The organism is Croceibacter atlanticus HTCC2559, assembly GCF_000196315.1.
In the GTDB taxonomy this organism is placed as follows: domain Bacteria; phylum Bacteroidota; class Bacteroidia; order Flavobacteriales; family Flavobacteriaceae; genus Croceibacter; species Croceibacter atlanticus.
Map to the genome: position 1 here is coordinate 659210 of NC_014230.1, position 13464 is coordinate 672673.

14 protein-coding genes and 1 tRNA gene are annotated in these 13464 nt (G+C 33.2%); 10 read left to right on the forward strand and 5 right to left on the reverse strand.

Annotated features, from left to right (window positions below; all coding sequences use genetic code 11):
- Nucleotides 1-20 precede the first annotated feature (20 nt).
- The gene (locus tag CA2559_RS02850; protein ID WP_013186333.1) at nucleotides 21-779 is read right to left on the reverse strand and encodes a UDP-2,3-diacylglucosamine diphosphatase; all 759 of its coding nucleotides are present in this window, start codon (nucleotides 777-779) and stop codon (nucleotides 21-23) included.
- Between the two features lie 2 nt (nucleotides 780-781).
- Entirely contained in the window at nucleotides 782-1234 is a 453-nt protein-coding gene (locus CA2559_RS02855) for a 6-pyruvoyl trahydropterin synthase family protein (RefSeq protein ID WP_013186334.1), read from the reverse strand.
- A gap of 96 nt (nucleotides 1235-1330) precedes the next feature.
- Here CA2559_RS02855 and CA2559_RS02860 point away from each other — a divergent pair, with 96 nt between their 5' ends.
- On the forward strand, nucleotides 1331-1969 hold the full coding sequence (locus tag CA2559_RS02860) for a 2OG-Fe(II) oxygenase (RefSeq protein ID WP_013186335.1): 639 nt from the start codon (nucleotides 1331-1333) through the stop codon (nucleotides 1967-1969).
- A gap of 142 nt (nucleotides 1970-2111) precedes the next feature.
- On the opposite strand, the gene CA2559_RS02865 is transcribed toward CA2559_RS02860, so the two are convergent.
- Nucleotides 2112-3449 (reverse strand): MATE family efflux transporter, encoded by a 1338-nt coding sequence (locus CA2559_RS02865; RefSeq protein WP_013186337.1) that lies wholly within the window; start codon nucleotides 3447-3449, stop codon nucleotides 2112-2114.
- 24 nt (nucleotides 3450-3473) lie between these two features.
- On the reverse strand, nucleotides 3474-4121 hold the full coding sequence (locus CA2559_RS02870; protein ID WP_013186338.1) for a class I SAM-dependent methyltransferase: 648 nt from the start codon (nucleotides 4119-4121) through the stop codon (nucleotides 3474-3476).
- A 145-nt stretch (nucleotides 4122-4266) separates the two neighbouring features.
- Between CA2559_RS02870 and CA2559_RS02875 the strand changes: the two genes are divergently transcribed.
- The 5 genes from CA2559_RS02875 to CA2559_RS02895 all read left to right on the forward strand — a co-directional run bounded on the left by CA2559_RS02875 (nucleotide 4267) and on the right by CA2559_RS02895 (nucleotide 7945).
- Entirely contained in the window at nucleotides 4267-5073 is an 807-nt protein-coding gene (locus tag CA2559_RS02875; RefSeq protein WP_013186339.1) for a glycosyltransferase family 2 protein, read from the forward strand.
- Nucleotides 5074-6003, forward strand: a complete 930-nt coding sequence (locus CA2559_RS02880; RefSeq protein WP_041240874.1) for a glycosyltransferase family 2 protein — start codon at nucleotides 5074-5076, stop codon at nucleotides 6001-6003.
- A 4-nt stretch (nucleotides 6004-6007) separates the two neighbouring features.
- A complete protein-coding gene (locus CA2559_RS02885) occupies nucleotides 6008-6994 on the forward strand; it encodes a glycosyltransferase (protein ID WP_013186341.1) in 987 nt (328 codons plus the stop codon).
- A 67-nt stretch (nucleotides 6995-7061) separates the two neighbouring features.
- Entirely contained in the window at nucleotides 7062-7856 is a 795-nt protein-coding gene (locus tag CA2559_RS02890) for a universal stress protein (RefSeq protein WP_013186342.1), read from the forward strand.
- A 15-nt stretch (nucleotides 7857-7871) separates the two neighbouring features.
- Nucleotides 7872-7945: transfer RNA gene (locus tag CA2559_RS02895), tRNA-Ala, on the forward strand.
- A 56-nt stretch (nucleotides 7946-8001) separates the two neighbouring features.
- On the opposite strand, the gene tatA is transcribed toward CA2559_RS02895, so the two are convergent.
- On the reverse strand, nucleotides 8002-8190 hold the full coding sequence (gene tatA, locus CA2559_RS02900) for a twin-arginine translocase TatA/TatE family subunit (RefSeq protein WP_041240875.1): 189 nt from the start codon (nucleotides 8188-8190) through the stop codon (nucleotides 8002-8004).
- Between the two features lie 134 nt (nucleotides 8191-8324).
- Here tatA and CA2559_RS02905 point away from each other — a divergent pair, with 134 nt between their 5' ends.
- From CA2559_RS02905 to CA2559_RS02920, 4 genes are read left to right on the forward strand one after another with little or no spacing between them, the layout of a single operon-like run.
- On the forward strand, nucleotides 8325-9191 hold the full coding sequence (locus CA2559_RS02905) for a M23 family metallopeptidase (protein ID WP_041240876.1): 867 nt from the start codon (nucleotides 8325-8327) through the stop codon (nucleotides 9189-9191).
- A gap of 3 nt (nucleotides 9192-9194) precedes the next feature.
- Complete coding sequence (locus CA2559_RS02910; protein ID WP_013186345.1) at nucleotides 9195-10688, forward strand: GH3 auxin-responsive promoter family protein; 1494 nt, start codon at nucleotides 9195-9197, stop codon at nucleotides 10686-10688.
- Between the two features lie 23 nt (nucleotides 10689-10711).
- The gene (locus CA2559_RS02915; protein WP_013186346.1) at nucleotides 10712-12373 is read left to right on the forward strand and encodes a DUF6909 family protein; all 1662 of its coding nucleotides are present in this window, start codon (nucleotides 10712-10714) and stop codon (nucleotides 12371-12373) included.
- Nucleotides 12374-12379: 6 nt separating this feature from the next.
- Nucleotides 12380-13447: a hypothetical protein gene (locus CA2559_RS02920; RefSeq protein WP_013186347.1), complete on the forward strand. Its 1068-nt coding sequence runs from the start codon at nucleotides 12380-12382 to the stop codon at nucleotides 13445-13447.
- Nucleotides 13448-13464 lie beyond the last annotated feature (17 nt).

A 13464-nucleotide genomic window follows, 5' to 3' on the forward strand; every position in this document is an offset into this window, starting at 1 on the left:
AACATTATCTAATAAGCGTCTTACTCTTTAAATGTGTTTAAGCTCATAGTTTCCCCATCAAACTTCCCATAAGTATAATATGAAATCCAATCACCAAGGTTGATGTATTTTGAGTTGTTGCCAACTTCTATTTCCAAAGGTAAGTGACGATGCCCAAAAACAAAGTAATCGTAATGTTTTTGCTCCAGTTTGCGCTTTGCATATTGCACCAACCACTCATTGTCTTCACCTAAAAACTTGGCATCTTCATCACCACTAATAAGTTTGTTTTTTACTGAAAGGTGTTTGGCTATGGGAACACCAATATCTGGATGCAACCAACGGTAACACCATTGAAAGAATTTGTTGGTAAACACTTTTTTCATACGCTTATAACCTTTGTCGCCAGGACCAAGACCATCACCATGACCAATTAAAAAGGTCTTATCGTTAAACGTAAACTCCTTTGGTTTGTGATATACAGGAATATTCAGTTCTTTTTGAAAATAATCGCGCATCCATAAATCGTGGTTGCCTACAAAAAAATAAATAGGGATGCCAGAGTCTCTAATTTCAGCGAGTTTACCAAGTACACGTACAAATCCCTTAGGCACGGCATGTTTATACTCAAACCAAAAATCGAATAAATCTCCTAATAGGAAAATAGCTTCGGCATCTTTCTTTACCTCATCTAACCACGCAACAAATTTTAACTCTCTAGGTTTAGAAAGCTCATCTGTAGGCGCACCCAAATGGTTATCGCTAGAAAAATAGATGTATTTATCTTTAGGAAGCTTCATTCTTACATATTATCGCTTGCATACCACTCTGCAAAACTCGTTTCGGTTTCCTGAAGCTTTAGGGAATGTAGAGAAATATGCTCTGGTAATCTAGTTTTAATTTTTTCAGCAAAATCTGTTACCATCATTTCACTAGTAGGTTGGTAGTCTACTAAAAGTACATTGTGCCCTCTGTTGCTAAGTTCTTTTGCAAGATCCACGTGTGGTGTATTTTTGTTAAATACAGTAGCGTGATCATAAACATCTACAATCTCTTCTTTTACAATCTTTTTAAGGTCTCCAAAATCTATCACCATACCAAACTTTACGTGTGAGGTATCGCTTATAGGTGTTCCGATAACTGTAACGCTTAACTTATAGCTATGACCATGTACATTTTTGCATTTACCATCGTAACCATAAAGTGCGTGACCGGTTTCAAAAGAGAATTGTTTTGTTATTCTTATGTGACTCATGACATTATTATAGGCTTCAAAGATACATATTTTAGAGCTCGTCATTTTTTTCAAATCATATGAAATCAAAATTTATATTTGCGCAAATTTTAAAGCGTGAGCACAACACAACTTTTTGAAGATATTACGTTTACAGAAAACGAAAGTTACGAGCGTATTATAAGTGACCTCATCACTAAAAAATACAGTATAGTAGATGATTTTTTTACTCTTGAAGAGGTTTCGACTTTAAAAGAATCTTTATTAATAAAGTATGAAGAAGATTCTTTTAAAAAATCTGCTATTGGCAATTATACCAATCAAGAAATAGACAAAACCATTAGAGGTGATTTTATTTTATGGATCGATGAGAAAAAGGAAGAGCCAACAGAGCAGTTGTTTTTTGCTAAAGTGAATAGCTTGGTATCTTATTTAAACAAAACTTGCTTCTTAGGCATACTAACCAAGGAGTTTCATTATGCTGTTTACCCTACCGGAACATTTTATAAAAGGCATTTAGATACTTTTCAAAATGATGATAGGAGAAAACTTTCTATGGTGTTTTATTTAAATGAAGATGGTTGGTTGCCAGAATTTGGTGGAGAGCTCACACTGTATTTAGATGGAGGCGACAAAACTATTTTACCGTTGCCAGGACGCGTGGTTATTTTTGAAAGTCAAGTCATAGAACATGAGGTAAAACGTGTCATGGCTAACGAACGTTTGAGTATAACAGGTTGGCTTAAAACAAGATAAAAGCTTATCTGTTTTTTATTTTTTTATAAATAAATACGCCTACTAAAACTAGTCCTAATATTAAAAATAAACCTGCGCCACTTAAGAACTGTAAAATTTCCATTGTTTCTTTTTTTAGCAAATATACATGATAAAGCTGTGATTATTGAACTGCTGCTTTTGGTGCATATTGTTTTCTAAAGGCTATTATTAAGGCTCCAGCTCTAAACAACATCCACACTACAAAAGCTACCCAAATACTGTAGAGCTTATAGTCAAAATAATCTAATATAAATAAGGTTGGCACAAACCCTACAAAGGTAGAAATGAGTAAGACATTTCTTAGATATTTCATTTTACCTAATCCCTTAAAAATTCCATCGAAAATAAACGCGACGGCATTTAAAGGCTGCATAAGTGCTACTATCCAAAAAACTTCTTTGTAACGTTGTATAACCATAGGTTCTTTACTAAACAACAAACCTAGTGGTGTGTATAAAAGAAAGCCTATAACTACTAAAAATAGACCTACGGCCATACCATATAAAGAAACTTTTTTAGCTAGTTTTAGTAAGCCTTCATAATCTTTTGCACCAAGTAACCTTCCAGATAATATATTTCCCGCTGCCGCGTAACCATCAATAAAAAAAGCAGAGAAGAGCCAGATGTTTATGAGGATTGTTTGAGCTGCAATATAGTTTTTACCATAATCTGTAGCAAAAGCATTGGCTAAGTATAAGGCAACGTTTAGCGCAATAGTTCTTACAAATAAGTTTAAAGCCATTCCTATTAGAGTATACAGCTCTGTATGAATAGGGAATTTTAATCTAAGACTAATATTTGTTTTCTTTAGTAAAAGAAGTAATGCTAAAATGGCCATTACCGCTTGAGCTATAAGACTCGCATAAGCAGCTCCCTTTAAACCAAATTCTGGTATATAGCCATCAATACCATACACTAATATAAAATCTAAGCCTATGTTTAATACTGCTCCTATAATAGCAACTACCATTGGCCAGAAGGTATTTTGTAATCCTCTAAAAATGCCAAACACCGCAAACGTAAAAAGTGTTAGAGGAAATCCCCAAACACGTATTTCATAATAGTCTACACAATACTTTAAAATAAGACCGTCTGCATTATAAAGACTAAATATATCTTGGATAAAGAAAACTGTGCTCCCTAATATAACAATGCTAAGTAAGACATTAAAATATATAGCTTGTGCGGGTAACGTTGAAACCTCATCAAGTTTATTAGCGCCATAATATTGGGATATAATGGCTTGAAGAGCACTTCGTGTTTGCCCTAAAATCCATATTAAAGCAGACAAAAAAGAACCTACAATCCCAACGGCAGCTAAGGCTTCTGTAGCGTTAACATCAATATTTCCTACTACCGCCGCATCTGTTGCAGAAAGAATTGGTTCTGCAATACCTGTTAGCAATGCTGGTATTGCCAACTTGTTTATGTGCTTAAAAGAAATATTGAGTTTAGACATGATTAAAAACTCTTACCAAATTTATTACCTATCAAATTTGGCAACTGTTGCGTATTGTAAATTTAGCATATCCATTTGTGTAAACAATAATGGAATGTTAAACAGCAATGGTCTTATAGATTTTGTTTTGTTTATACCTTCATGTGTGGTGATTGTATATCCAGCATCTTTATACATGGTTTTAATGCTCTTATTAGTAAAGAACCTTAAATGTGTTTTATCCATAATACCATGACCTTCGTACTGCCAATCTTTTTTTACAAGTAGTTTTATAAAAGCATTGTAATACCTCATATTGGGAATTGAGCTTATAACAACACCACTTGGTGCTAACTTGTGTTTTATTTGGTCTAAAACATCATAAGGATCTACAAGATGCTCAAGAACATCATTAAAATATATTACATCAAAGAAATTGTCTGGTAAATCTTTTATAAAAGATTCACAAGGTCCTGAAAATACGTTGTCTAAAACCTGTTCTGCTTGTTTAGCTTCTTCATCCATGTATTCAATACCCCAAACTTCAGCAGAATTTTTAGTTTTTATTGTTGCTGCAAAAGCACCGTTACCACAACCAACGTCTAATACTTTTTTAGCATTAGCTGGAAGATAGGCCAGCATTTCTTGTCTCACATTATTATAATAGCCGTCTGGTTTATTGTTGTAATCCATATTTGTTTTTAGAGATGTTATTTTGAAGGGCACGAATTTAGACAAAAAAAGAGCATTACCACTAAAAGTATAGGAATGTACAAGTGAAAGGCAATAACTAAAGATGTTTTTTAGAAAATGTGTTACTTTGTACTAAATCCTAACAATGGTCTCTAATCTTAAATGTTCACTTATAACACCAACCTATAATTGGCCTGAAGCCTTAGAGCTTCTGTTGTTAAGTATTAAAAATCAAACACATTTACCTAATGAAGTAATCATAGGAGATGATGGCTCTACTCAAGACACCAAAAATCTTATAGAACGCATGCAGGCAGATTTTCCTGTGCCATTACACCATATTTGGCATGAAGATCTTAAAAACAGAAAGCCTGCAATTATGAACAAAGCTATTGCTAGCGCTAAATATGATTATATTATAGAAATAGATGGCGATATTATTATGCATAAAGATTTTGTGAAAGACCACTTATCTCTAGCTGAAAAAGGTCAGTTTTTATATGGCAGTAGAGTTAATATACAAGAAGACTATTTGCAGACTCTTTTCAAAGAGAAAAAAATAACATTTAATTATTTTTCGAAAGGCATAAAAAAAAGAGGCAGAACTTTAAGAATTCCTTTTTTAGCAAATTCTTATAAAAAAGAAGACTCGCGTTCTTCTAAATTAAGAGGTTGTAACATGTCTTTTTGGAGAGATGATTTTATTAAGGTTAATGGGTTTAATGAAGGTTTAACCGGTTGGGGAATAGATGACAGTGAAATGATACAACGCCTTATTAATATAGGTGTAAAAGGCAAGCGTCTTAAGTTTAAAGGTATTGTGTATCATATTTATCATAAGGAACAAGACAAAAGCCATATTGAGATTAATGAAATTATAGAACGCGAAACCACAGAAAAAAACCTAACCTATATTGAAAAAGGTGTAGACCAGTATCTTAAAAACGAATAAATGGTCGATATATCTATCATCATCATAAACTACAATTCTGAAGATTATACGGTTAACTGTATAAAATCATTGTTTGAGCATACCTCAACTACTTTAAAATGCCAATACATAATTGTAGATAACGGCTCTACTAAAAAAAGTTACCTACACGTTAAAAATTATATTGACTCTATTGCTAATGAACACCCTATAATATTAGTAAGAAGTAACATAAATACAGGTTTTGGTGGCGGAAATATGCTAGGTGTACAACACGCTAAAGGACAGTATTTAGCATTTGTAAATAATGATACTGTCTTAGAGAGTGATTGTCTAGTTGTGTTAAAGAAATTTATGGACACGCGTCCAGATGTTGGTGTTTGTGGTCCACAAGCTTTTACAGACGACAAAAAAATATTGCCTACTATAGATCATTTTGCATCTCCAGTAAGAGAAATATTTGGAAGAAGTTTCTTGGAAACCATACAGCCTAAAAAGTACCCTAAACGAAAGCGTTTGTACAGCACTCCGCAACAAGGACAATTTATAGCAGGAAGTTTTATGTTTTTTAGAGCATCAGACTTTAATACAATTGGTGGTTTCGACACTAATATTTTCCTTTATTATGAAGAAACAGATACTTGTAGAAGACTAGCTAAATTAAACAAAAGCGCATACTTAGTTCCGGAAGCTTCTTTTATACATTATCACGGTGCAAGCACCGAAAAATCTGTAGCCATTAAAACCGAATTAAAGATTTCCCTATTATATGTGGTAAGAAAACATCAAGGCTTAATTCCTTTTTATATTCTACTTACGTTTCTTCAAGTAAGGTACTTTATAAGTAGCCTTGTAAAACCTAAATATTGGAGTTTATTTTATACGTTGTTTTTACAAGCACCATTAACAAGGTCTCTTAAGCACAAACAACAAATTACACCTATCTATTAAACCTATGAATATTTTAATAGAATGCAGGTACGCAATTATCCCAACCAAAACTTATGGTGGCATAGAGCGTGTTATTTGGTGTTTAGGAAAAGAGTTGAGTAATTTAGGGCACCAAGTCTATTTCCTGGTTGATAAAACGTCTGTCTGTAACTTTGCTACAGTAATACCTTATGATGCATCTAAATCCATTGAAAGTCATATCCCAGAATTCATAGATGTTATTCACTTTAATAGAACACCAACATTTAAAGTTAAGAAACCCTATGTGGTCACTATACACACAAATCCTCCAGAAAGTGAGAATCTAAGTAAAAACACCATTTTTATATCTAAAAACCATGCGAAACGTTATGGCTCTGAAGCTTTTGTATACAATGGGATAGATTGGAGTGACTATCCTAAGCCTAATTTAGAGAGTACTAGAAACGGATTTCATTTCTTAGGCAAATCAGCTTGGAAATTAAAAAATGTCTTTGGTGCTGCAAAGATTGCACTAGCTGCTAATGAAAAATTACATGTGCTTGGCGGAAAACGATTTACATTTAGAAACTTTAAAAGAGGTTTGGTATATATGTTAAGCCCTAAAGTGATATTTCACGGCATGGTAAATAACCAAAAGAAAATTGAAGTTGCAGAAAGCTCTAAAGCCCTAGTTTTTCCTGTTATATGGAATGAACCTTTTGGCTTGGCAATTATTGAAAGCCTTTATGCTGGCTGTGCTGTGTTTGGTACTAAAGTAGGTGCATTAGAGGAATTAATCTCACCAGAAGTAGGTGTAACAAGCAACTCATATGAAGATTTAATTTTTGCTGCAAAATCCTTTAATTACAATCCTAAAGCTTGTTATGACTATGCTGTAAAAAACTTTAATGCCAAGGTAATGGCTCTTGGTTATATCGCTTATTACAATACAGTTTTAGCTGGAGACACTGTTAATCCTGAGCCACCAAAATTTGTTTCAGAATATAATACTGTTCCAAAAATTGTATAAAAACAAGTTTAAAACACTTAAAAATTACTCGTACTTTTACTTATATTTCTTTCAATAAAACATAATTATGAAAAACATACTCGTACCTATAGGCTCTTCAAAAAATGCAATTAGTAATTTACAATATGCTATAGATTTGGCGTCATTTATAGGTGATGTAAATGTGTATGTTATTTCTGTTTTTAAAGAATTTTCTAAAGCTGGAACAGGAACAAGGCTTAATAGGGTTATAGAAGACGACACCAAGAATAATCTTGAAGATGTTATAAATGCTGTGGACAAAAAAGACATTTCGGTTGTAGCACATCCATTAAAAGGCAATGTCGTTGAAGGTGTAGAGCGTTTTAACAAGCATATTCCTGTAGATTTAATGGTTATTGGCCCAAGAAGTAATTCTGTTAAAGAAGAAGTTTATTTAGGAAACACTTCTGGTAAACTTGTAAAACAAACCAACATACCAATTTTAGTAGTACCAGAAGGTTACACGTTTAAAAATGTAGACAGTATCTTAATGGCCTTTAAAAGCGGTACAATTAGTAAGAAAAAGGTCTTAAACCCATTAATGGAGCTTATTGAAGGTTTTGATGCTGAATTAAACTTATTACGAGTAATTACACCAGACGCTACAGAGGAAGATGCGAAGATTAATGACCGTCTTACAAAAATTAAGAACAGTATAGTTGAGACAGAAAATGCCACTACATTTCAAGGAGTACTAGAACACTTTCAAAGTCATAATCCAGATATGCTTTGTGTAGTGAGACGTAAACGCGGATTTTTCAAAAAGCTTTGGGAAAAGAACATTATCCTTAAAAAAGAGTTTTACTGCAATATCCCATTGTTAGTATTAAGCGGAAAATAAAATTTCAACATTTTTGGGGGATTAGCTCAGTTGGCTAGAGCGCTACGCTGGCAGCGTAGAGGCCATCGGTTCGAATCCGATATTCTCCACAAAAAAAGCCGAAACTAATAATTTCGGCTTTTTTTTGTATTCTTAAAGTAACTAACTATTTGTTATCTACTTTTTTTGTGTCTTCATCGTCGTCTTTGCTGGCATCTTTAAATTCTTTAATACCACTTCCTAAACCACGCATTAATTCTGGAATTTTACGACCTCCAAATAATAAAAGTACAACCACTACGATTAGTATAATCTGTGGTGCTCCAATTGCTAAAGATATAGATGCTAAAATCATTGTCATTATATTTATAGACTGCAAATTTACTAAGAAATTTGTTATCTCTTCTATTAATAGAATATAATTCAATAACCAAACGTTTTCTTAGTGGTAATATCGAAAATAGTATCTTTGTGAACCAGCAAAACGCTATGGCTAAGAAAGAAAAAAAACAACTTAAGAAAAGACTGCTTCATAAATACCGAATGGTTATTTTAAATGAAGACACTTTTGAAGAGCGCGTCTCTTTAAAGTTAACGCGTTTAAACGTGTTTATATTAGTTACACTAACGTCTTTATTGCTTATTGCAGGAACAACAGTACTTATTGCCTTTACTCCTTTAAAAGAATATATTCCTGGTTATTCTTCTACAAGTTTAAAGCTAAAAGCTACAGAGCTTACTTATAAAACAGACTCGCTAGAAACAGCACTTGCCATTAATAATCAATATTACGAAAGCATTAAAAAGGTGCTTAGTGGCGATGTTAAGTCTACAGATATTGATAAAGATTCAATTTTAGAAGCAGCAAGAATAAGTATAGACTCTATTAACCTGTCACCTTCTGAAGAAGATTTAAAGCTAAGAGAAAAGGTAGCTTTAGAAGACAAGTATAATGTCTTTGAAGAAACAAACCCTTCAAATTTAAATGTTACACTGTTTCCTCCAGTAAACGGTAGCATTTCCGAAGGTTATAATTTTAAAGAAAAACATTACGCTGTAGATGTTGTTGTTGCTAAAGATGCACCAATTAAAGCTGCAGCAGACGGTACCGTGATATTTGCAGAATGGACAGCAGAAACCGGCTATGTTATTATAATTGAACACGGCAATAGTTTAATAACCGTATACAAACACAACTCTGCATTACAAAAAGAACAAGGCTCTTTAGTAAGTACTGGCGAAGTTATAGCCACAGCAGGATCTACTGGAGAGTACACTACAGGACCACATTTACATTTTGAGATTTGGAGTAATGGATACCCATTAAATCCTTCAGATCTTATAGATTTCGAATAACCTATGTCATTAAAATCTTTTGCAGCAAAAGTCTTTGCTCATTATCACAGGAGAAAAATAGATCGTTGGGCAGCTAATCCTATTAAAACACAAGAGCGTGTTTTAAGGGAATTAATTAATGGTGCCAAAGACACCAAATTTGGTAAGGATCATAATTTTGTAATTATTAAAGACCATACAGATTTTGCTAAATATGTACCCGTAAGAGATTATGAAGATCTTAAGCCTTATGTAGAAGAAGCTGTAGCTGGAAAAGAGGATATCTTATGGAAAGGTAAACCTCTTTATTTTGCAAAAACCTCTGGTACCACAAGTGGATCAAAATATATTCCTTTAACCAAGGAGTCTATGCCTGGTCATATAAACGCTGCAAGAAATGCCATACTTTGTTATATAGCTGAAACAAACAATGCAGATTTTGTCGATGGAAAAATGATTTTTCTGCAAGGAAGTCCCGAGCTAAATGAGCAAAACGGTATTAAGTTGGGACGCCTATCTGGTATTGTAGCCCATTTTGTACCAAACTACCTTCAAAAAAACAGAATGCCAAGTTGGGAAACCAACTGTATAGAAGATTGGGAAACAAAGGTAGATGCTGTTGTAGAGGAAACCATTAATGAAGACATGACTGTTATTAGTGGTATTCCGCCTTGGGTGCAAATGTATTTTGAACGTTTAAAGGAAAAAAGCGATAAGGATATAAAAGACCTTTTTAAAAACTTTAATCTTTTTATTTATGGCGGCGTTAACTATGAGCCGTATAAACCCATTTTTGAAAAGTTAATTGGGAAGAAAGTAAATAGTATTGAACTTTATCCAGCATCTGAAGGTTTTTTTGCATTTCAGGACAAACAAGATGATAATGGCATGTTGCTTCAGCTAGATTCTGGTATATTCTATGAATTTATTGAAGCAGATAAATTTTTCGACAAAAACCCTAAACGCCTTACATTAAAAGACATTAAGTTAAATGTAAACTATGTTATGCTAATCTCTAGCAATGCAGGATTATGGGCTTATAATGTTGGAGATACCGTTCAGTTTACTTCACTTAAACCATTTAAAGTAATAGTCTCCGGACGCATAAAACATTTTATTTCTGCGTTTGGCGAACATGTGATTGCCAAAGAAGTTGAGGAGGCAATGAAAGATGCTTGTAGTTCTTACCAAGTCTCTATAAGTGAGTTTACTGTAGCACCTCAAATAGAACCAAAACAAGGACTACCCTATCACGAATGGTTTGTAGAGTTTGAAACAGAGCCAAAAGATATAGCTGCATTTTCAAGCAGAATAGACCAGGCTTTACAACAGCAAAATTCTTATTACAAAGATTTAATAGATGGAAAAATTCTTAGACCACTAGAGATTTTTAAAGTAAAAAAGAATGGCTTTAAGGAATATATGAAAACTCAGGGCAAATTAGGCGGTCAAAACAAACTGCCAAGACTGTCTAACGACCGTAAAATAGCAAATAGCCTTTACGAATTGCAATCTTAAAAAAACTATCTTAGCATTATATAATGAGTAAGGAAACACAAAATAACAGAAGCAGAGCACAAGAAAGTACAAATGCCATAGAGCGCATGTACATAACGATGAGACATTTGTTTAATCGCGGATTTTATAAGCCTATGGGCGTTTCTGGAGAAACACTAAGAGAATCTCTACTAACATTACGACCAGAAATATATGGTACAATAGCAGAAGAAAAAGTAGAGCTTCAAGGTTTGCTTTATGTTATAGACAGGCTGCCTTTTGGTATTGAAGAATGTAGTTTTATAAACTTAACGAGTGATGAAGGTTACGGTGACTCTCACTTTAAGCCTATTATTCCTCCTAAAAGAAGACGTAACTGCTATCGTATAGATGATGAGCAGATGAATATTGAAATTACTAGAGGTCGCTCAGAAATTTACGATATCCTAACGCATCTTACTTTTTTATTTATGGAGTCTCATAAAATTATGCGTCGTGTTATAATAAATGAGAATGGTGATGTAACTAGAGATTGGAAAAAATTAGAAAAGGCTGTCCTTCAAAAAGAAGATCTTTCACAAGCAGAACGCGAGATAGCATTAACTCACACTGCTAATATTATAGGTAGGACATTTAAGGAGGTTTCAACAGTATATCCACAGTTTAACACTTCAGACTCTAACGACCGTTTTTTACATGTTATTTATTGGTTAGGAAAACTGGCTATTGAAGAGGTTATACACAATAACAAACGCCTAGTAACCTTTACACCAGTACTAAGAGAGCGTTTAGGACACCATATTCATGGAGAAATTTGGGCTACAAAAATAAAGGAAACGCTTTTAGAGCTAGGTTTACTTGAAAGACCACTACATATTATTAGCGCCAATATGCATAGTGTTATGAATACACTATACGCACCCACATCTTTAACTACAGAGCTTAAAAAAAAGAACATAGATGCTATTTATGAAGACTTAAGTAACTCTGCAAGTGGCAAGTTGCGTACTAAAGTTATGAAAACAGCGTTAGCAAATGGCATGACTTACTTAGAGGATAAAAGTGGTGCCAATATAAATGTTCAAATTTTTGATATTGCTAAATTAGATAAAAGTCTTGAGGCTAAAACAGCACCTGTAATTATGGTTATGGATTATGCCTTTGGTGAGCAAGCCTATGAGACTATGGATGAGCTTTTAAAACCCTACACTACAGAAAGTGGCACAACACTCATGAATGTGAAAAGTGTTTCAATAATGGGTAAAGCTGGGATTTTGCAAGGTGGCAAAGGAGACATTATGATTCCTAATGCACACTTGTTTGAAGGAACAGCAGATAATTATCCATTTGTAAACGAATTAAAAGTAGAAGATTTAGAAAATCAAGGCTTAGATGTATATGATGGTAGTATGATTACCGTTATGGGTACTTCATTGCAGAACAAGGATATTTTACGTTTCTTTCACCATTCAACCTGGAATGTTATAGGACTAGAAATGGAAGGTGCGCACTATCAAAAAGCAATACAAGCAGCATCAAGAATAAGAGGTAGCATTAAAGACGATGTAAAAGTAAGATACGCTTATTATGCAAGTGACAATCCTTTAGAAACAGGAAGCACACTTGCTTCTGGAGGTTTAGGAACCACTGGTGTAAAACCAACATACCTGATAACTAAAAAAATATTAGAACAAATACTTAATTAAAGCACTATGAGTGAAGAGACTACTCAAAAAAAAGATAGCCAAGAAGAAATAAATATTATTGAGCTATTTAAAGTTATCGGAAACGGATTTGGCAACCTTTTTAGATGGATAGGACGGTTAATTCATAACGTTTTTGTTCTATTTATTCTTATTCTAAGCTTTTTAAAAAAATATTTGATTTTTATAATTATTGCAGCCATCCTTGGATTTGTTGCAGAGCGTATTGCATCAAAGTATAAGTCTGAGGTTTATGAAGCTACTGCAGTTGTACAAACTAATTATGAAATCGAATTTCAATTAAGAGCAAGAATACAAGAATTTAATGAGCTAATAATCAATCAAGACTCCATTAAATTAGGCCGACTTTTAGAAATAGAACCATCTAAAGCTGCTAAATTAATTTCTTTTGAAATAGAGCCAATATATAGTATTAATAAATTAAGATTTGATTATTACGATTATATCTATGAGCAAGATTCTACTCTTCAAAAAAACTTCAGCTTCAATATGTATGAAGAAGAAATGCGATTTGAAGATTATGATAATTTTGAAATAAAAGCGCACTCTTCGGAAAACGAAAGTTTTAGCTTATTAAATAATAAGCTTTGGGATTTTTCAGACTCACCTAACATAACAGATCGTAGAGATAGAGAGATGGATGTTCTTTTAAATAAAAAGAAACTATTAGAAAATTCTTTAAAGAGTATTGATTCAACTAGATCTGTATTAAGGCAAGTCTTAATTACAGAAGCAAATAAACCGCAAAATGGCGCCGGCACCAATATAGACCTAGGAGCTAAAGAAGCTTATAAAGAAACTCCTGAGTTGTATTCATATGAAAAGGATTTAAGCTTAGAATTGGTGAGTACAATTCAAGATATTAATAAATCTAAAAATTTTGTAAATGTCATTAAGCGATTTCCGGAGTATGGTAGTCCATTTAGGATAATTAAAAGTTATTACCTCAGCATAGCTTTTATTCTATTAGCCATTCTTATAATATTAGGTATAAAATTATTTAAATATTTAGGAAGTGTAGAACAGAATGAAACTTGGAAATTCAAAAAGCTTTAATAGTTAGTTATTTGAAC